The 19,170-nt window shown below is 34.6% G+C and carries 22 protein-coding genes; 7 read left to right on the top strand and 15 right to left on the bottom strand.

Annotation, left to right across the window (positions count from 1 at the left end; translation table 11 throughout):
- Nucleotides 1-76: 76 nt before the first annotated feature.
- The gene (locus M1D66_RS13645; protein ID WP_000914443.1) at nucleotides 77-670 is read left to right on the top strand and encodes a hypothetical protein; all 594 of its coding nucleotides are present in this window, start codon (nucleotides 77-79) and stop codon (nucleotides 668-670) included.
- Between the two features lie 85 nt (nucleotides 671-755).
- Here the strand turns inward: M1D66_RS13645 and lpdA are convergent, their stop codons facing one another.
- From lpdA to M1D66_RS13620, 5 genes are all read right to left on the bottom strand, one after another.
- Nucleotides 756-2,135 carry a dihydrolipoyl dehydrogenase gene (gene lpdA, locus M1D66_RS13640; RefSeq protein ID WP_000041216.1) on the bottom strand — a complete coding sequence of 460 codons (1,380 nt, stop codon included), beginning with the start codon at nucleotides 2,133-2,135 and terminating at the stop codon, nucleotides 756-758.
- Nucleotides 2,136-2,150: 15 nt separating this feature from the next.
- Complete coding sequence (locus M1D66_RS13635; protein WP_000257761.1) at nucleotides 2,151-3,350, bottom strand: dihydrolipoamide acetyltransferase family protein; 1,200 nt, start codon at nucleotides 3,348-3,350, stop codon at nucleotides 2,151-2,153.
- 27 nt (nucleotides 3,351-3,377) lie between these two features.
- Nucleotides 3,378-4,412 (bottom strand): acetoin:2,6-dichlorophenolindophenol oxidoreductase subunit beta, encoded by a 1,035-nt coding sequence (acoB, locus tag M1D66_RS13630; RefSeq protein ID WP_000198906.1) that lies wholly within the window; start codon nucleotides 4,410-4,412, stop codon nucleotides 3,378-3,380.
- 17 nt (nucleotides 4,413-4,429) lie between these two features.
- Complete coding sequence (gene acoA, locus M1D66_RS13625) at nucleotides 4,430-5,428, bottom strand: acetoin:2,6-dichlorophenolindophenol oxidoreductase subunit alpha (protein ID WP_000921275.1); 999 nt, start codon at nucleotides 5,426-5,428, stop codon at nucleotides 4,430-4,432.
- A gap of 168 nt (nucleotides 5,429-5,596) precedes the next feature.
- The gene (locus M1D66_RS13620) at nucleotides 5,597-6,076 is read right to left on the bottom strand and encodes a DinB family protein (RefSeq protein WP_006924308.1); all 480 of its coding nucleotides are present in this window, start codon (nucleotides 6,074-6,076) and stop codon (nucleotides 5,597-5,599) included.
- 165 nt (nucleotides 6,077-6,241) lie between these two features.
- Here M1D66_RS13620 and M1D66_RS13615 point away from each other — a divergent pair, with 165 nt between their 5' ends.
- A complete protein-coding gene (locus tag M1D66_RS13615) occupies nucleotides 6,242-7,087 on the top strand; it encodes an oxidoreductase (RefSeq protein WP_242554504.1) in 846 nt (281 codons plus the stop codon).
- A gap of 76 nt (nucleotides 7,088-7,163) precedes the next feature.
- Here the strand turns inward: M1D66_RS13615 and M1D66_RS13610 are convergent, their stop codons facing one another.
- From M1D66_RS13610 to M1D66_RS13595, 4 genes are all read right to left on the bottom strand, one after another.
- Nucleotides 7,164-7,547: a DUF4181 domain-containing protein gene (locus M1D66_RS13610; RefSeq protein WP_086388219.1), complete on the bottom strand. Its 384-nt coding sequence runs from the start codon at nucleotides 7,545-7,547 to the stop codon at nucleotides 7,164-7,166.
- 269 nt (nucleotides 7,548-7,816) lie between these two features.
- Nucleotides 7,817-8,653, bottom strand: a complete 837-nt coding sequence (locus M1D66_RS13605; RefSeq protein WP_006924306.1) for a PP2C family serine/threonine-protein phosphatase — start codon at nucleotides 8,651-8,653, stop codon at nucleotides 7,817-7,819.
- Nucleotides 8,637-9,128 (bottom strand): HIT family protein, encoded by a 492-nt coding sequence (locus M1D66_RS13600; protein ID WP_242284659.1) that lies wholly within the window; start codon nucleotides 9,126-9,128, stop codon nucleotides 8,637-8,639. Before M1D66_RS13600 ends, M1D66_RS13605 begins: the two co-directional genes overlap by 17 nt.
- A 100-nt stretch (nucleotides 9,129-9,228) precedes the next feature.
- A complete protein-coding gene (locus tag M1D66_RS13595; protein WP_242554503.1) occupies nucleotides 9,229-9,378 on the bottom strand; it encodes a glycine zipper domain-containing protein in 150 nt (49 codons plus the stop codon).
- 217 nt (nucleotides 9,379-9,595) lie between these two features.
- On the opposite strand from M1D66_RS13595, the gene M1D66_RS13590 reads away from it, so the two are divergent.
- Nucleotides 9,596-9,832 (top strand): hypothetical protein, encoded by a 237-nt coding sequence (locus M1D66_RS13590; protein WP_242554502.1) that lies wholly within the window; start codon nucleotides 9,596-9,598, stop codon nucleotides 9,830-9,832.
- A gap of 53 nt (nucleotides 9,833-9,885) precedes the next feature.
- Here M1D66_RS13590 and M1D66_RS13585 read toward each other — a convergent pair whose 3' ends face one another.
- Together M1D66_RS13585 and M1D66_RS13580 are read right to left on the bottom strand one after the other, a co-directional pair.
- A complete protein-coding gene (locus M1D66_RS13585; RefSeq protein ID WP_134207500.1) occupies nucleotides 9,886-10,722 on the bottom strand; it encodes an ABC transporter permease in 837 nt (278 codons plus the stop codon).
- Complete coding sequence (locus tag M1D66_RS13580; protein ID WP_000370606.1) at nucleotides 10,715-11,920, bottom strand: quaternary amine ABC transporter ATP-binding protein; 1,206 nt, start codon at nucleotides 11,918-11,920, stop codon at nucleotides 10,715-10,717. Before M1D66_RS13580 ends, M1D66_RS13585 begins: the two co-directional genes overlap by 8 nt.
- A gap of 171 nt (nucleotides 11,921-12,091) precedes the next feature.
- Between M1D66_RS13580 and M1D66_RS13575 the strand changes: the two genes are divergently transcribed.
- A complete protein-coding gene (locus tag M1D66_RS13575; RefSeq protein WP_001227614.1) occupies nucleotides 12,092-12,949 on the top strand; it encodes a glycine betaine ABC transporter substrate-binding protein in 858 nt (285 codons plus the stop codon).
- Nucleotides 12,950-12,992: 43 nt separating this feature from the next.
- Here M1D66_RS13575 and clpP read toward each other — a convergent pair whose 3' ends face one another.
- Together clpP and M1D66_RS13565 are read right to left on the bottom strand one after the other, a co-directional pair.
- A complete protein-coding gene (gene clpP, locus M1D66_RS13570) occupies nucleotides 12,993-13,574 on the bottom strand; it encodes an ATP-dependent Clp endopeptidase proteolytic subunit ClpP (RefSeq protein WP_000991612.1) in 582 nt (193 codons plus the stop codon).
- A 21-nt stretch (nucleotides 13,575-13,595) separates the two neighbouring features.
- Nucleotides 13,596-14,282, bottom strand: coding sequence for an RNA polymerase subunit sigma-70 (locus tag M1D66_RS13565; RefSeq protein ID WP_000337507.1), 687 nt, complete (start codon nucleotides 14,280-14,282; stop codon nucleotides 13,596-13,598).
- Between the two features lie 142 nt (nucleotides 14,283-14,424).
- On the opposite strand from M1D66_RS13565, the gene M1D66_RS13560 reads away from it, so the two are divergent.
- From M1D66_RS13560 to M1D66_RS13550, 3 genes are all read left to right on the top strand, one after another.
- Nucleotides 14,425-14,745: a 2Fe-2S iron-sulfur cluster-binding protein gene (locus M1D66_RS13560; RefSeq protein WP_001125388.1), complete on the top strand. Its 321-nt coding sequence runs from the start codon at nucleotides 14,425-14,427 to the stop codon at nucleotides 14,743-14,745.
- Nucleotides 14,746-14,749: 4 nt separating this feature from the next.
- Complete coding sequence (gene rpiA, locus M1D66_RS13555; protein WP_001049982.1) at nucleotides 14,750-15,412, top strand: ribose 5-phosphate isomerase A; 663 nt, start codon at nucleotides 14,750-14,752, stop codon at nucleotides 15,410-15,412.
- A 111-nt stretch (nucleotides 15,413-15,523) separates the two neighbouring features.
- Nucleotides 15,524-15,958, top strand: coding sequence for a GNAT family N-acetyltransferase (locus M1D66_RS13550; RefSeq protein WP_001190883.1), 435 nt, complete (start codon nucleotides 15,524-15,526; stop codon nucleotides 15,956-15,958).
- A 127-nt stretch (nucleotides 15,959-16,085) separates the two neighbouring features.
- Here M1D66_RS13550 and M1D66_RS13545 read toward each other — a convergent pair whose 3' ends face one another.
- Both M1D66_RS13545 and M1D66_RS13540 read right to left on the bottom strand, forming a co-directional pair.
- The gene (locus M1D66_RS13545) at nucleotides 16,086-17,453 is read right to left on the bottom strand and encodes a lytic polysaccharide monooxygenase (protein WP_001065147.1); all 1,368 of its coding nucleotides are present in this window, start codon (nucleotides 17,451-17,453) and stop codon (nucleotides 16,086-16,088) included.
- Nucleotides 17,454-17,894: 441 nt separating this feature from the next.
- Complete coding sequence (locus tag M1D66_RS13540; RefSeq protein ID WP_000124890.1) at nucleotides 17,895-19,088, bottom strand: macrolide family glycosyltransferase; 1,194 nt, start codon at nucleotides 19,086-19,088, stop codon at nucleotides 17,895-17,897.
- Nucleotides 19,089-19,170: the final 82 nt, after the last annotated feature.

The raw sequence follows: 19,170 nt of genomic DNA, 5'->3' as shown, positions 1-19,170 counted from the left end.
AAATTATAAAATTAGAATACATTTTAGCTGTACAAGATTCACCTGTACAAAAATTCAAACAAAAAGGGATGGTTATATGTTGAAGAAATTAGTAGCAGGGACATTAGTAGCGGGTTTTGCACTAACTGGAGGACTAGGTGCGGTAAGTGCTGAAGAAAAAAGTAACACAATTAAGTCATTTGATTATTTAAAAGTGGATGAACAAAATGTTAATTCATTTGCAAAATTAAGTGAGCAGGATAAGAAAGATATCCAAATTACTATGGTATTACCAGAGCAAAATGAAAATGGAGATTGGCTAGCTTATGGTTTTACTAGCCGTGAAACATTAGATGCGTATATTGAAAAGGATAAAAAAGCAATTAAAAATAAAATTAATCCTTTAGGTAGCGGTGCTGGTAGTACTGATTTTTATGAACATAAAGATAAAGGTGGACAATATATTTACTGGAGTAGCGGCTTTAAAAACTTACCATCTAGCTGGAATGACAGAATTTCTTCTGTAAGTACAGCGTCACCTTCTGCAAGTTATTCAACTACACTTTGGGAGCACACTTCAACACAAGGATATGGAAAAGGCGTTTTATTTAAACATGCTGATTGGTACGGTAAAACTGCTAATTTAGCTGCTGATTGGAACGATATTACTTCAGCGATTGAAATTAAATAGTAATAAGATATTTAATTTCTTCTATAAAAATTCAAACCACTATTCTCTCTTTCATTTAGAGAATAGTGGTTTATCATATTTCTATTTAAGCATGTACAGCATGTCCTACTGCTTGCATTAACGCTTCATGAATCGCCTCAGATAAAGTTGGATGTGCTGCAATATAATCTCTCATTATATCAGCGGTAACTTCTGTATGAATCATTACGGTTCCTTGACCAATAAGTTCAGTTGCATAAGGACCGATAATAGAAATCCCTACAATTTCTTGGTATTTAGGTTCTACAATGACTTTTACTTTACCTACTTGTTCTCCTAAAATAAGAGCTTTTCCGTTCGCTGTAAAAGGAAATTCTCCGATGAGAATATCACCATATTGTTCTCTTGCACCTTTTTCACTTAACCCTACACTAGCTATTTCTGGAGCTGTGTATATACAACGGGGCACAGCGTGATAATTTACTTTCACGTCTTCTCCGCTTGCGTGTAATGCTGCTGTCGTTCCTTCATGGAAGGCAACGTGAGCAAGCTGAATTCCACCGATTACATCACCAGCTGCGTAAATATGCGATACGTTCGTTTGCATATGTTCATTCACAGAAATCCCTTTATTTGAAAACTGAACCCCTGCCTTTTCTAATCCTAATTGTTGCACTCGTGGTTTTCTTCCTACAGAAACAAGAACAAATTCTGGAGTTACTTCGTGAGTAATTCCCTCGTACTCAAATGAAGCTTGCTTCTTATAGTTATTTAATCCTTTTAAAACTGCTCCCGTAAAAATTTTCACACCATCTTTTTCTAATTTCTCTCTTAAAATATTCGCGATATCTTCATCTTCACCAGGTAGTAATTGCGGTGCCATTTCAACTATCGATACTTTTGTGCCAAGTCTACTATAAATACTTGCAAACTCACATCCTATTACACCACCGCCAACGATTAACAATGAAGATGGTACACTCTCAAGAGACATGGCATGGCTACTATTTAAAATCCATTTTCCATCGAACGGAGCGAATGGTAATTCTGTAGGTTCGGAACCAGATGCGATAATAAAGCTCTCTCCATCAACTACTTCTTCTTTATTTCCTTGTACAACTCGCACACGATGATCCGTTTCGAATTTCGCTTTTCCTTTTACAACTTTAATTTTATTTTTCTTCATTAAATATTGTATTCCTTGGACGAGTTGCATTACGATTTGTGATTTTCTCGCTTGTATTTGATCCCAATCAATTGATATACTTCCTGTATTAAGCGTAACTCCATAATCATTCGCTTTTCTCACAATGTCATGTATTTCAGCACTTTCTAACAGTGATTTCGTAGGCATACAACCAACATTTAAACACGTTCCGCCAAGTTCAGCTTCATCAATAAGAGTGACACCTTTGCCATTTTGAGCTGCGGTAATTGCCGCTACATATCCAGCTGGTCCGCCTCCAATTACAACTAGTTTACTCATTCTCTCACCTTCTCTTTATAAAAGAATTGTTATAGGTTCTTCTAAATAATGTTTAATTGTGCGTAAAAATGCAGCTGCTGGTGCACCGTCTAGTACACGATGATCGAATGTTAAACTTAAAGGTAACATACTACCTTTTTTTAATTTTTTCCCTTTATATACAGGAACATGTTCAATTGCGCCAATACCTAAAATGCCAGTCTCAGGTGTATTTAATACAGGTGTGAAATATTCAATACCAAAGCTACCTAAATTACTAATTGTAAATGTCGTTCCGTGCATATCATCACTACTTAAGCTACCTGCTCGCGCCTTTTGTGCCACATTCTTAATCTCTTTAGACAATTCTACTAAAGATAAATTATTTGCAAAGCGAATAGCTGGAACGATTAACCCTTTTTCTAATGCGACTGCCATGCCTAAATGCACATGTTCAAATTGATGAATTGCATCATCTATATAAGCGCTGTTCATTTCTTTATGCTCTCCAAGTGCTAATACAGCAGCACGCGAGACGAAATCCGTAATGGTTAATTTATTATCATATCTTTTTTGTACAACTTTCGCTATTTCTTTATGTAAAGCAACTAAATCTGTTACATCTACTTTCATCGTTAACGTTAATTGTGCGCTATTTTGTAAGCTTGCGTGCATACGATTTGCGATCGCTTTACGCATACCAGTAACAGGAATCACGTTACTTTCTTCTTGTTCAGATATTTCCGGAACGATTCCTCTTACCTCAAGTGCTTTTAATACATCTACCTTTGTAATCCTTCCGCCAGGACCTGTACCAACTAATACCTTGATATCCAAATTTTCAGACTTTGCAATTTTCTTCGCTACAGGTGAAATTTTAATTCTTTGCTTGGCTACTTCTTTCCCATTTGGTTCTTGATTTTGTACAGTTTGTACTTCTATATTAAATGTTTTTTCTTCTATCACATGTGTGCTTTCCTGCATTTCTACTTTTTCATTCGGTTTACCGATGTAGCAAATTACAGTACCAGGCGGCACCCCTTCATCTTCACTTACAGCTATATCAAGCACCGTACCATCAGCTGGCGCTTCAATTTCCGTTTCAATTTTTTCTGAATTAATACTAGCAATTAGTTCTCCTTTTGCTACATTATCGCCTGCTTTAATATTCCAGCTCGTAATAATACCTTCTTTCATCGCCATACCTAACTTCGGCATTACAACTTCTACAGCCATGTTTCTCTCTCCCTTCTCATCGTTTTATTACACATGTAATAAAGATTGGTCTCCAATCATTTCTGATACAGTTTCAATTACTTTTTCTGGCGTTGGCAAATACAACTTTTCAAGTGGCGGTGAGAACGGAACAGGTGTGTGTGGTGCTGTAATTCGTTTAATAGGTGCATCTAACAAATCAAAACCTTTATCCGCTACAATTGCCGCAATATCTGTTGCCATACTACATCTTGGGTTTGCTTCATCAATGACGATAAGACGATTTGTTTTTTCAACAGATGATAAAATCGTATCCTCATCAAGCGGTGATAAAGATCGTGGATCAATTACTTCTACTTCAAGCCCCTTTTTCGATAATTGCTTTGCAGCTGCAAGCGCCGTATGAACTTGCTTTCCGATTGCAACGATTGTTACATCAGAACCTTCCCGTTTCATATCGGCTTTTCCTAATGGAATTGTATAGTATCCTTCTGGCACTTCACCTTTCATATTGTAAAGTGTTTTATCCTCAAAGAAGATTACTGGATCATCATCTTCAATTGCTGCTAATAATAAGCCTTTTGCATCATACGGCGTGGAAGGAACAACAACTTTAATACCTGGTATGCTCGTAAATAATGCGTACAAACTTTGTGAATGCTGAGCTGCTGCACTAAAACCAGCGCCATGCATCGTACGTACTGTAACAGGTACTTTTGCTTTACCTCCAAACATATAACGGAATTTCGCACCTTGGTTTAATACTTGGTCAAGACAACTACCGATAAAATCATTAAACATTAACTCAGCTATCGGACGTAAGCCAGTTGCAGCAGCTGCCATCGCGGCTCCCATATAACCCGCTTCAGAAATTGGTGTATCCAATATACGATTTCGGCCAAACTCTTGTACAAGTCCTTTCGTAACACCAAGAACACCGCCCCATGCTTCATCATCTTGCAGATGATCAACTTGTGCACCGCCTGCAACATCTTCACCTATTAAAATTACATTTTCATCACGACGCATTGAGATTTTCATCGCTTCATTAATTGCAGTTGACATACTTACTGTTCTAGTCATAATTTTTCACCCTCCTCTTATTTGTAAGAAACGTATACATCTTTTAATAATTCTTCATCGTCTGGGTATGGACTATTTTCACTAAATTCAATGGATCTTTGTACTGCATCATCTACTGCTTTTTCCATATCAACAAGTTCAGATTCCGTTAATAAACCTTCATGAATTAAATGCTTACGGAAATTCACAATTGCATCTTTTTCATTTAAATGTTCTTCTTTTTCTTCTGATGTTTTATATGTTTGCGCTTCACCTTCGAAATGACCATAATTACGATATGTCATACATTCAATAATTGTTGGACCATCCCCATTACGCGCACGTTCCACTGCTTCTGCAGCAGCTTTATATACAGCTAGAAGATCTTTTCCATCTACTTGAACACCTGGAATATTATAAGCTTTTGCGCGATCAGCGATAGAATCACAACTTGAAGCATATTCAAATGTAGTTGCTTCACCGTAACCGTTATTTTCTGCAATAAAAATAACTGGTAACTTCCAAATCGCCGCTAAATTAACCCCTTCATGGAATGTTCCTTCATTATTTGCTCCGTCACCGAAGAAGCAAACACTTACATCTTTTGTTCCTTTATATTTAGCTGTTAATGCTGAACCGCAAGCAAGTGGGAAACCCCCGCCTACAATGCCATTCGCACCAAGCATTCCTTTATCTAAATCGGCAATATGCATGGAACCGCCTTTACCTTTACATAATCCTGTCGCTTTCCCGAAAAGTTCAGCCATCATACCATTTAAATCACAACCTTTTGCGATACAATGTCCATGACCTCTATGTGTACTTGTAATACTGTCACTATCCGTTAAGTGGGCACATACACCAACTGCTACTGCTTCTTCACCTGCGTATAAATGAACGAAACCAGGCAAAACGCCTTGCGCGAACAATTCATGCACCTTATCTTCAAACTTACGAATCTCTAACATTTTTTCGTACATCCAACGAGCTTGTTCTTTCGTAATTTCATTCCCTTTACTTTCAGTTGTTTTTAACATGTCCAGCCCTCCTATTTTCTTGTTCGTCTTTTATATTGCAAGTACCGTGCCAAATTCTAATCCTTGCTTTAATAGGTTTTCGCTTTTCTTTCATAATAAAAAGTGGACAAAATGAGACATTTGTCTCGTTTTGTCCACTTTTGTTCACCTAATTTGAGAACTATTATCTTATTCATTATCAAAGCTCTGCTGTAATTTTCGGATGTAAATAATTTGCCCAATATGATATGCATTATGAGTTGTTACATTCGCTAACACTTCCCACCATTTTGCAGAAACAGGAAATCCCACTACATCACTTTCAACCTTTTCTTCATTTATGAGAGTTTGCCATTGTAGCAGTTTTTCTAGTAGTTTTTCCCGTAATTCATCGAAAGTTTGATTATCTGAAAGCATAAAACTTTTATTATTATCTCCTATAGCGGGTACTGCATTAACATGTGATTCTTTATACCTAGTTTGCCACGTAGAGTTCCAATACAGTAAATGTTGTACGATTTCGGCTATACTATTACACTCTTCATTCGGTTTCCAGAAAGCTTCCCTCTCAGATAAATCCTTAACTGCATCTGAAAATGGCATATACCAACTGGGATCATTCGCATTTGCTAATAACTGATCTGCTAATACATCTTTCACATGGACCATTTTTCTTCCCTCATTTCATTATCATATTAATATACACTACTCTATATACGCTCATTCCCTATAATCCCCTTTTTTGCATACAAATTGATTTCATACTGAATGTAAGAATAATAGATTTTCTTATCATAACTCGTTATGATAAAAGAAAAAGAAAGCTGGCGGAAAATGAATAAAAAAATCGCAATAATTACAGGAGCCTCAAGTGGATTTGGACTATTAACTACACTCGAACTCGCAAAAAAAAATTATTTAGTTATCGCTACAATGCGAAACCTTGAAAAACAAGTGCGCTTAATATCTCAAGTTACTCAACTTAACTTACAGCAAAATATAAAAGTTCAACAATTAGATGTAACCGATCAAAATTCTATACATAACTTCCAATTATTTTTAAAAGAAATACAAAAAGTAGACCTTCTTGTTAATAATGCAGGATATGCAAATGGCGGCTTTGTAGAAGAAATTCCAGTAGAGGAATACCGTAAACAATTTGAAACAAACCTATTTGGAGCTATATCAATTACCCAGCTTGTCTTACCGTATATGAGAAAACAAAGAAGTGGAAAAATCATTAATATAAGCAGCATTAGCGGTCAAGTTGGATTCCCTGGTTTATCTCCTTATGTATCTTCAAAATATGCATTAGAAGGCTGGAGTGAATCGCTTCGCTTAGAAGTAAAACCTTTCGGAATAGATGTTGCTTTAATTGAACCAGGTTCTTATAACACAAACATATGGGAGGTTGGGAAACAACTAGCTGAAAACCAATCTGATACAACATCTCCTTACAAAGAGTATATGGATAAAATACAAAAACATATTAATAGCGGTAGTAATACATTTGGTAATCCGATAGATGTTGCTAATAAAATTGTTGAAATTGCTGAATCTAAGCGTACAAATTTACGATATCCAATCGGTAAAGGTGTGAAATTTATGATTTTTACGAAGAAGATTCTTCCTTGGAAGTTGTGGGAATACCTTGTTTTGAGAAGCTTTAAGAAGATGTAAATATAAAGAGTAACTATCAAGATAAATAATGGTAGCTACTCTTTTTAAATATTCATCATGAAAAACCAAAACGACATTAGTATGTAGAAAGAGGATCAAAATAAAGTAACATTGAAACCATAAAAACAAATGCAAAGAATCCAATTATAGAAAGAATATATTCCTTTGTCTCTCTGTTATACTTCCATTCCATCCATACGCGTAATAAGGAAATTGCTCCGAAATAAGTAAGTACAGCAATTCCTATATTAGCATTTTCTACTTTGAACAGATAAATAAAACTTACTATAAGATATACGATAAAAAGACCTATTTCTAATTTTACATGTAAACTATTTACATGCTTATATATCCAAGCATTGCCCTTTGGCATATTTAGTTTTTTTCTTAAAAACTTTTCTAAAAAATATCCTCCAATTATCATAATAATAACCATAATCCAAATAGTAGAGTTGCCCATTGCATTCCCTCCTATTAAATTAATTATGTTTTCGTAACAAAGTGGATTATATATTTTTTAATATGTAGATAATGTATTCATTTTCTTTACCTTCTTTAATAGTAGTTTTATCAAAACATGTTTTATGTATTGTATAACAACAATCTATTTCCATCCCTTTTGTTTCGGGATGTTTATCCTTTTTCTTTCTATTTTTTCAAAAACGAATATAGATAGTACCGATAAAATTAATAGAGTTATTTTTATAATTGACAGAAAACCCTATCCTTTTATTTTCTTACTTGCATTTTCTCCGGCTGATCACTCGGATACGTAGCATTCCTTTTATTTTCTACGTCCCAACTAATAATTGTCGCACTATCACGTCCCAACTGATGATGCACGTGTTCTAAAACATTGTGAATATTTTCTTTAAGTGTTTTATCATTTCTATTCATAGCATTATACAAATTTACAGGTGTTTCATATCGGCGTTCCCCGCATTCTAATACTCCATCTGTCACTATTACAATTCGGTTTTTTCCAGTACGTAATTCACGAATACCTGATGAATAACAAGGAACAGGTAAATCGAATGTGTTTACATTCCCAATCCATTCGTAAAAATGACGTTGATTTAATGCATATTGCCCTAACTTATGTAACTCTTCATGAAATACATACACTAAACAATCACCGATAGAAAGCCACCATATATAATTTTCTTTCCTTACACATAGTAAGCAAGCTGTTTCACCTTTAATTTTTTTGCACTTTTCCTTAAATGAAGATGACTGAAAAATTGTCAGTATATGATTTTCAATAGATTGAAACACTGTATTAATTGATTCATTCAAAATTACTTTTATATTTTCATATTCTTTTTCGATTGTATTTACTACTAAATCAACACTTTCTGCACTATTATGTCCATCTAATATAGCTGCAAATTCCCAATCACCATTTGACCAAACTAACGCACCATCTTCGTTCTTTTTTGCTCCGGCACTAATATTCCCACCATATGCACCGAGCACGATATCACCATATTGCTTTACCGAAATTTCGTCTAAACACATTTCTCTACTTCCAACCCATGAATGTTGTCTATTATTTGTTGTATGCATATTCACTCACCATATACTCTCGTATTCTTTCGCATAGTTTTTTGATTTTCGCTGCGTCACCATATGGTGCGCCGGTCCATTTCGGTATCTCGGTTGGTGACCAAAACTCTTTTGGTGTATTTGCATAACGCGGTATGATATGCATATGCATATGTGGTACACCATTCCCTGAAACAAAAGTGTAAATATGCTCTGCACCTTCGCTTTCTTTTAGCGCTTTACTTACTCTACTTGTTATAAGTCCGAACGCTTTCGCTTCTTCATCTGTTAGTTCAGCGAGGCCAGGTACATGCCTTTTTATATCTATCATTACATAACCCAAGTATGTTTCTTCACTATCCCAGTGGACATGTCCAACGTAAAGCAGTTCATCTTCGTAAATAGCTCCACCTGGAACTATAATATTTCCTTTATGCTTTTCACAAATAAAACAGTTTAGTTTTACTTGATCGTTCGTTGACATATTCATCACCATCCTTTTCATATATAATATCATAAAAAAAGGAAAAACAGGATTTATATTCCGAAGATTCACTCTTTTGATACAGCAATTTTTGAAATGAATTTAAACCTCATTATTTCTTCAAAAACGCAATCCCAATTCCGATTACTAAATTATTTGTAAAATAACCTTGGAATACACCGATTACAACTCCTATACCAATACCTATTGCCAAAGCATCATTTCTTTTTTTATTTTTAGCCAAAATTGCATCTCCTCCCATCATTTCTCGCTAAACAACATACACTTACTTGAATGTATTAATATATTCACTATCTCACTTGAACATTTCAAAAAAATGTACTTTAACTTCACATATAATATTTTCCATTTTCTGTACATACTCCTTTTATATTGAAAAATTTTCAAGTAACTATTAATTATACATAGGCATTTACTATAAGAAAGCTTCGTAATTTATTGAAGGAGGAACAATTCAAATGTATCCTCATTGGAATCCAAATATAAATCAACAGTATGTTTATTCCCCCCATCCCGCAAGGAATACATTGCATCATGATTCACAATATATGATGCATCATATCGCAAGTCTTGAAAGTCAATTAACTAAATTAATCTCATTAATCGAGGAAAATAATCAATTCATCAAATCAATGGAACAACACCAAAACCAAGTTTGTGCACCAGCTGGAGGTTCTGTTATCGTTCATATGTAATCTAGATACAATAAAAAACACACTTTGTATTATAAAAGTGTGTTTTTTGGTCATTATTTTCTTTTCGTATGGAACCCTTGTGTAATTCGATCTAATATAATTGCGATTACTACGATAGCTAATCCAGCTTCAAATCCCATTCCGATATTAACTTGTGTTACAGAGCGATATACATCAACTCCAAGCCCTGGAGCTCCTACAAGTGATGCTGTTACAACCATCGATAACGAAAGCATAATGCTTTGGTTCACACCAGCCATAATCGTTCCGGTTGCAAGTGGTAATTGTACTTTAAATAGTTTTTGTGATGCTGTGGATCCAAACGCATTCGCTGCTTCAATTAAATCTTCTGGAACTTGTCTAATTCCTAAGTCAGTAAAACGAATTGTCGGTGGCATTGCAAAGATTACCGATGCAATAATTCCAGGTACTACACCAACTCCGAAAAATGTAATCGCTGGAATGAGGTATACGAATGCCGGCATTGTTTGCATAAAATCTAATGTTGGCTTTAAAAATTTTGAGAAACGCTCATTTTGAGATGCTAATATACCAATTGGAATTCCGACAATAATTGAAATAATAACAGACGTAAGTACGAGTGCTAATGTTTGCATCGTTTGTGCCCAGTAGTTAATATTCAAAATGAATAATAATCCAATAAGCGTAAAAATGACTAAAGATAATTTCCTCGTTGTGTACCAAATGAAGAAACACAAGATAATAATCATCAATATGGCAGGTATTATTATTAAAAAATTAGTGAGTAAATCAACGAATCCACCAATAATATAAGAGAATCCTCGGAATAAGCCTTCAAAGTGCTCATATAAACTTGCAACAAATGAGTCGACCCATTCCCCTAATGGAATACGTGGTATACTATTCATCGTCTTTCACCTCTTCCTCAATGTTTCCTGCAAGAGCTTGAATGACACTTTCACGTTTAATAATTCCTCTTAGCCTTTTCTTCTCATCGATTACTGGTAACGGATATTTCATCTCTGCCATTTTTGCATATGTCTCTTCCAGTAAAGTATCCAAGTACACATGCGGAATATCATTAAGTAATAAATCAGCAATCGGCCACTGTTTTTGTACTGCTTTACTCGCATCATCCGCAGTTAATATACCTAAAAACTCATACTTTTTGTTTACAACATATACAGTTGAGACGCCTGCATTCCTCATAATTTGAAGGGCCACACGAGGTCCACGATCAATCAATAAAGTTTCTGGTCGTTTTAAAATAGACTCAGCCGTAATTACTTTTCCTAAATTCACGTCCGCAACAAACTTTTCTACAAATTCATTTGCGGGGCTCATCATAATTTCTTCTGGCGTTCCAATTTGGACGATTTCTCCATCTTTCATTAATGCGATACGATCTCCAATTCGAAGCGCTTCATCTAAATCATGCGTAATAAATATAATCGTTTTTTCCATTTTATCTTGTAACTCTAACAATTCATCTTGCATTTCTTTTCGAATAAGTGGATCTAATGCACTAAATGACTCGTCCATTAGTAATACATCTGGATTATTCGTTAGTGCCCTTGCGATTCCAACGCGCTGCTGCATACCACCACTAAGTTGACTTGGATAATTATCTTTATGATGATCGAGTCCTACTAACTGTAGCGATTCTAACGCTTTTTTCTCTCGCTCTTCAACCGGAACTCCTTGTATTTCTAAACCATATGCAACATTTTGTATAACTGTACGATGCGGAAATAGAGCGAATTTCTGAAATACCATACTCATTTTCGTTCTTCTTACTCTCCGTAACTCTTCTTTTCCCATCGTTGCGATGTCTTCACCATCTATGTATATATGACCTGCAGTTGGTTTAATCAATTGATTTAACATACGAACTAGCGTAGATTTCCCGCTACCAGACAAACCCATAATAACGAAAATCTCTCCAGAGTAAACTTCAAACGTTGCTTTTTTCACCCCAACGTTCATTCCTGTCTCTTTTAAAATTTCCGATTTACTTTTTCCTTCTTTTAATAAGGAAAGGGCTCTTTGCGGATGTTTCCCGAATACTTTTGTTACGTTTTCAACACGCACCTTTGTATTATCCATGTCACTACTCCTTTTCTACCCATCTATTCACATAGTGTTGCGATTTTACAAAGAAATATTACATAAAAATGACATTCATAAGATTTCTTTAAAATTCTCGTTTCCGTTCATAATAAGAATGCTTACTTATACATTTATTTTATAAGGCAAACGTTACTTAGGAGGTTTTCGATGCGAAAAAAAATTTGGTTTATATGCCTTGCATTATTTATTACTATGATTTTCACTTCATGTAATGCAACAAATGCAAATTCGAAAGGAAAAATTAAACTTGGTGTAACAAGTTGGAAAGAAAATATTGCAACTGCAAACATGTGGAAAGTTTTATTAGAAGAAAAAGGCTACAAAGTTGAGCTCATGTATTTAGAAAAAGCCGCAATTTGGACTGGTGTCGCTCGTGGCGATGTTGATGCGAATTTAGAAGTATGGCTACCAGTTACAGATAAACCGCTAAACGATCGTTATAAAGATGATATTGTCTTAAAATCAAAATGGTACGAAGGTACTGGACTAGGTTTAGTCGTCCCTTCTTATATGAAAAACATAAACAGTATCGAAGATTTAAATGCTCATAAAGATGAACTAGATAATAAAATTGTCGGTATCGAACCCGGTAGTAGTCTTATGAATTTAACGAATAAAGCAATGAAAGAATATGATATAAAACTAAAACTTGTCCAATCTTCTGAAGCTGCGATGATGAGTGAACTAAAGAAAGCATATACAAAAAAGAAACCAATCGCTGTTACGCTTTGGAATCCGCATTGGGGTTTTTCAGAATTTGACTTAAAATATTTAAAAGACCCTAAGAAAGTATATGGTGAAAAAGATGACATTTATTACTCCGTTCGTAAAGGTTTCGAAAAAGATCACCCGGATATCATAAAATACTTTGATAAATGGAAAATGAACGATGAACAGCTCGGTACGTTAATGGTCATGTTAAATAAAACAAAAGATCCTGAAGAAGCTGCGCGAAAATGGATTAAAAAAAATCAAGCATTAGTTGATGAATGGGTAAAGGATTAATAAAAAGGCTAGAGAATTAATATATCCTCTAGCCTTTTTCATCTTATTTTTTCGTAACAACATCATCTACAATCCCATATTCCTTCGCTTCTTCTGCAGTCATAAAATAATCTCTTTCTGTATCATGTGCTACTCTTTCAATCGGTTGGCCTGTTTTTTCTGCAATCATTTTATTAATATCATGCTTTAACTTTAATATTCTTTTCGCAGTTATTTCAATTTCTGTTGCTTGCCCTTGTGCACCACCAAGCGGCTGATGAATCATAATTTCACTGTTAGGGAGCGCAAACCGTTTTCCTTTTGCTCCAGATAATAATAGCAATGCACCAAATGATGCCGCAAAGCCCATGCACAGCGTTTGCACATCTGGTTTAATTAAATTCATTGTATCTAATATAGCAAATCCCGCTGTCGTTGATCCGCCGGGGCTATTAATGTATAAAAATATATCTTTCTCTGCATCTTCTGCTTCTAAAAATAATAATTGAGCTACGACACTACTCGCTACTTGATCATTTATTTCTGAACCGATAATAATAATACGATCTTTTAATAACCTTGAATATATATCATAGGAACGTTCTCCTAATTTCGTTTGTTCCACTACATATGGAATTGCATTCATTTTATATCCCTCCAATAATTGTTATGCTGCTAAAAGCATACAACTGTAGGAAGAAGGTTTTTTCGCATTAAATAATAAGACTGGCTGTTTAGATGGTAACTTAGTAAAATCTATTGTCGGAAGCAGTTTCGTTAATAATTCCGGTCTCTCCTCTCGAATAGACGTTACTACAACTTCCATATCATCTGTGAATTCAACTATCTCAATCCCTTCTTCACTTACAGTTTTCAGCCTATTTCTACTACGAAACAAAGAAGCTTTTACTGCCCCTTCTGATACAGAACACACTTTAGCAATATCAGCGATACTATATTGAAAAACATCTTTTAATAATAAAATTGCGGATTGCTGTACATTTAATGAAGACAATACTTTCCCCACCATTTCATGCAAATCTGCAATGTTCTCATGTGGTTCTTCAAAAGTGATTTGTTCTCTTATTTTTTCATGAACAGACTTAGACTTTATCTGATCTAACCAACGATTTCTTGCTATTTTATAGACGAGTGTCATACAAATATCTTTATTTCTATATTTTTGAAGCACTTTACACACTGTTTCTTGGGCGAGATCTTCCCCATCCCATTTGTTTTTCGTTAAAAAAGTACAGTATCTTTTTAACTCTCCATATTGTTCAATTAAAAAGTTTATATTTGAATGATTCATATCGATATGGTTCTTTAAAACATGAGTTACTTTTGTGCACAAAATAACCACTCCTTTTTAGCGCTTACTTAATAAACGATTCAACATTAAAAAAAGTTACGGGGATATAAAAAAATAATGTTTATGTTCAATAATTCGCGGTCATAAATATGTTATGTACAATTTTACGTGAGGAGGAACAAATTTGCCAAAATTAACAATTGAAGGTGCAGGAACATTTGATGTAAAAGAAGGAACGAAGTTAGTATTAGCAATTGAAGATAGCGGTGTCAACATTCTTCATCGTTGCGGCGGGAATGCACGTTGCACAACTTGTAGAGTAGAAATACTAGCAGGTGATTTCTGTGAAGCGAGTGCGAATGAGAAACATGCAATGACGGAAAAAGGGATTGAAGATCATTTACGATTATCTTGTCAAATGCGTGTACATAAAGATATAGTCGTTCGTCCGGTACTTACAGTTGAAAATTCAGGTCTTGATGCTGGACCGCGTCCAGCGGAGTAAAGCGATGAATTTAAAACAGCTCGCTGGCGAATATGCCGCTAACTTTGTAAATGATGGCATGAAGATTGGGCTTGGTACAGGTTCTACTGTATATTGGACAATACAAAAATTAGGTGAGCGTGTAAAAGAAGGATTATCATTTCAAGCTGTACCGACATCAAAGGAAACTGAAGCATTAGCACATCAACTAAATATCCCCCTAATTTCGTTAAACGACGTACAAAGTCTTGATCTTACAATTGATGGAGCGGATGAAATTGATTCAAATTTACAACTTATAAAAGGCGGTGGCGGTGCATTACTTCGTGAAAAAATCGTTGCCTCTTCCTCTAAAGAACTAATTATCATTGCTGATGAATCGAAACTTGTAACACATTTAGGTACTTTTCCATTACCTATTGAAATCATCCCTTTTTCATGGAAACAAACCGAAAATAAAATTCAGTCTTTAGGATGTCAAACAACATTACGTTTGAAAAATAATGAAACCTATATAACCGATAACAATAACATGATTATCGATTGTATATTCCCTAATCATATTTCTAATCCTGCCCATTTACACACTCAATTAAAAATGATTACTGGTGTAGTTGAAACAGGGTTGTTTATAAGTATGACGAGTAAAGTAATTATCGGCGCTAAAAATGGGATAAAGGAATTGTAATAAAAGCTAACTTTTTAAAGTTGGCTTTTTAGTATGTTCTTCTCTTTATAGTGCATTATTATGATATACTATGAAAACACAAGCTGATTACACTAGAAAGGACTGAACATTTTGCAATCCAAACTTATAACAGAACTTACTGATTTAGAAACTGCCTTTCATATTCGAAAAGAAGTATTTGTAAAAGAACAAGGTGTTCCTCTTACAGATGAATTCGATACATTCGATGAAATCGGAGAGCAATGTAAACATATTTTAGTTTATTATCATGAGCTTCCTGTAGGTACAGGGCGTATACGATTTGTTGATGGCGTCGGAAAATTAGAACGTATTTGCATTTTAAAAGATTATCGTACATACGGATTAGGTAAAGTCATCATTCAAACGTTAGAAGAAATTGCTCGTAACGAACAAGCTACAAAAGTGAAACTACACGGGCAAACACAAGCTGAAGGATTTTATAAAAAATTAGGTTATGAAACTTCTTCTGATATATTTATGGAAGATGGCATTCCGCATATACTTATGACGAAAGTGTTATCATAATAAAAAGGGTAGTATATGAATCTTATGTATTCATACACTACCCTTTTTTATTAATAGAAAAGTGAATTCTCAAGATTCTCTTTTGAAATCAAAGCCCATCATCTCTTAGTTCATATCTAGGTAAAGCTTACACTGTTTTCCATAATGATAATGCATAAATCCAGTTCGGATCACCATTTCCTTGATAACTCTGGACTGCTTCATATACTTTTCCTTCGTGCAGAACTCTATCTCCCTTTTTATATGCTTTTTTTGCATCCCACGCTTCATATGAAGCGCTTTCGGTTTTTGTAGTAATTGTGAATATATCACTCTGTACGGATTCATTTCCAGCTACATCAACAGCTTTTACTACATATTTATAAGTAGTATTAGCGAGCAGATTTTTATCCAAATAAGAAGTTGTATTGGATGTTGCAATCTTGTTCATTGCCCCTTCTGTTTCTCTATAAATATCATAATGGTCTACACCAATATTATCGTCAGATGGACTCCACATTAAATCCACACTTGACGCTGTTGTTCCCATACTATGTAATCCTTTTGGTTGTGTTGGTGCTTCTGTATCAGGAGTCTCAACTGTCGTTTTTACTGTAAGCGCTGCACTTTCTTTCGATACATTGCCAGCTGCATCAATTGCTTTTACAGTATAAGAGTATTCTGTACTTGGTTGTAATTTCTTATCAATAAAATGAGTGCCTAGTACTGTATCAATCATCTCTCCGTTACGGAAGATTTGATATCCTTTTACCCCTACATTATCCGTAGAAGCGTTCCATGTTAGTTCTACACTATTCGCTGTTACTTTTTGCGTCTGAAGTCCATTTGGAATACTTGGCGCTTCTATGTCTGGTTTCACATCATTAATAAGATTAACATCAATTACATTATAGAATGCATTTGCTGTATCAGCTACATCCCATACTGCTAAAATCACATGATATCCACTACGATCAGTAGGTACATTGATTTTATGAGTTAAATTATTTGAAGCTGCAGAACCATCATGTTGTACTGTTCCAATTGGTTCAAAATCTGCTCTTGTTAGCGCTTTATTTGGATTCCATCCTTTTTTAGTAATATAGTAATGCCACTTACTCGTTAAGTGAGGCGCAGTATACTTCCAAGTAAATGTATTTTCCCCACCAGTGATTGTATTTTTAAACCAACGATTTGCTGTTTGTTGATCTAAAATACCACCAAATTTTCCGCCTGCTGAAGCAATTTGTCCATCTACTGGACCACCTTGTGGGAACCCTTTTGGAGCTTCTAAACTTTGTGGTTCATACATAACACTTCCACAGTTTACATTTAGCGCACCATAAGTTGGACTACATAAAGCAGATCGGCTACCAGGCTTTTCAACAAAACCGTGCGCATAAGCATTTTGAGGAATAAGTGTCGTACTAATAATTCCAGCTGTTAATGCTACAGCTCCTAAACTTTTTTTGTTCATTTTCATATTTTGTAGTTGTTTTAAAAATCGATTATTCATGTTCATGTCTCCTTCTTGTTATACTTTGTAGTGGAATGTGGGCTTTGATGTAAAAGAATAACAAGAGACAAACTTGTACCGATGTATGTGTTAATTATGCATACACCGCAGTGAAATTATATTTTTCTTGTGAAATATTTCACTTTATGAATATATCATGACATAGAAATTACCTGAGCATGTGCAGAAGTTGTGCAAAAACAGTGAAATTATTACTAACATGTAAAACTAAGTCCTAACATTTTAAAATAAAATTTGAATATATTTATCTATCATCTTTACTTCATAATTGACAATACATTTAACTAGTTAACTTTTATTCTTATACTTATATCTCTCAGTGCCTTAGTTTTAACCATACTAGATATTAAAAATAAGAATTATAAAGTTAAATAAAAAGCATCCTATTTAGATGCTTTTCTAATGTATAATTTCATTTTTTCACTGACCTACAAATATAAAAATTTCATCAACAGCTTCCTTATATCCATCTGATTTTTGGAAAGATTTCTTCAAATTCAAAGCAACTTCTTTAAATGACGGATTATTTAATACCATTTCTACACTTTCACTTAGTTGATCCGCAGTTAATCCTTGCATTTGTAATTTTATTCCTGCTCCAAGACTCTCCACTTGCTTTGCGACTACTGGCTGATCTGCACTTTGCGGTATTACAACGAGCGGAACCCCGTTATACAGTCCTTCATGCGCACTGTTCATCCCGCCGTGTGTAATAAATAGTTTCGTATATGTAAGCAGCTCAGTTTGGGGTACATAGTTTTTCACAATGAAGTTTTTAGGAATTTCGCCTAGATCACTTATTTTTGTTTTACTACCAATAGACATAACAATTGTATGCTCACTATTCTCAAAGGCCTTCATACACAGTTTATAAAAGTCAATCGCTTCATTAAAAACAGTACCTAATGAAATATAAATCGGACTTTTTTCTTCAATTGAAGTAAAATCAACGTCTCTGTTTTTCATTTGTGCAGAGATAGATGGTCCTACAAATTTATATGTTTCATCAAACGTATCACCAAAAGGCTGGAACTCCTTAATTGTATATACAATAGTAAGGGGTGCAGGATTACAGAAAACTTCATACGATGATTTTATTTCAACACCATATTTTTCAGCAATTCCCTTCGTTAAGTTTTGAAAATCATTCTGTATTTTATCATAAATTTCTACTGGGATATTTTTTGATAGATGACCTAACATTTGCTCAAAGGATTTTTCATCCTGCGCAAAAGATGTGCATGAATTTATGGCTGGAAGTTTAAGGATTTGAGCAATTAAATGTCCACAGCCAAACATAGAATCATGAATTATGTAATCAAAATGTTCACCTTCAATTTGTTCTAAAACGCTAGGTATTACAATATCCGCTGTATGTAGAAGGCCATTTATTCTCTCCTGTAAATAATTTCTGCCTCCAGATAGAAACGCTTTTATAAATTTTTGATCATCAATCGTTCGTACAGTAGCACCTGTCTTCTCAATCCGCTCCCTGAAAGCTTCTATTGAAAAATAAACGACCTCTTCACCACGAGAAATCAATTCTTCTACAACTTGTAAAGTTGGATTTATATGTCCTTCTGATCCAGCGTTAATAAATAAAACACGCGCCATAATAAACACTCCTTACGTTAAATCGTTTCTATGTTGGCAAGAGTACGGATTCTCTCCATACTCTTTTCCTAGCTGTTCGTAA

It is taken from the genome of Bacillus sp. PK6-16 (assembly GCF_056530295.1).
Note: the sequence above shows the minus strand (reverse complement) of the source record. Positions and strands in the feature narration are given on the sequence as shown.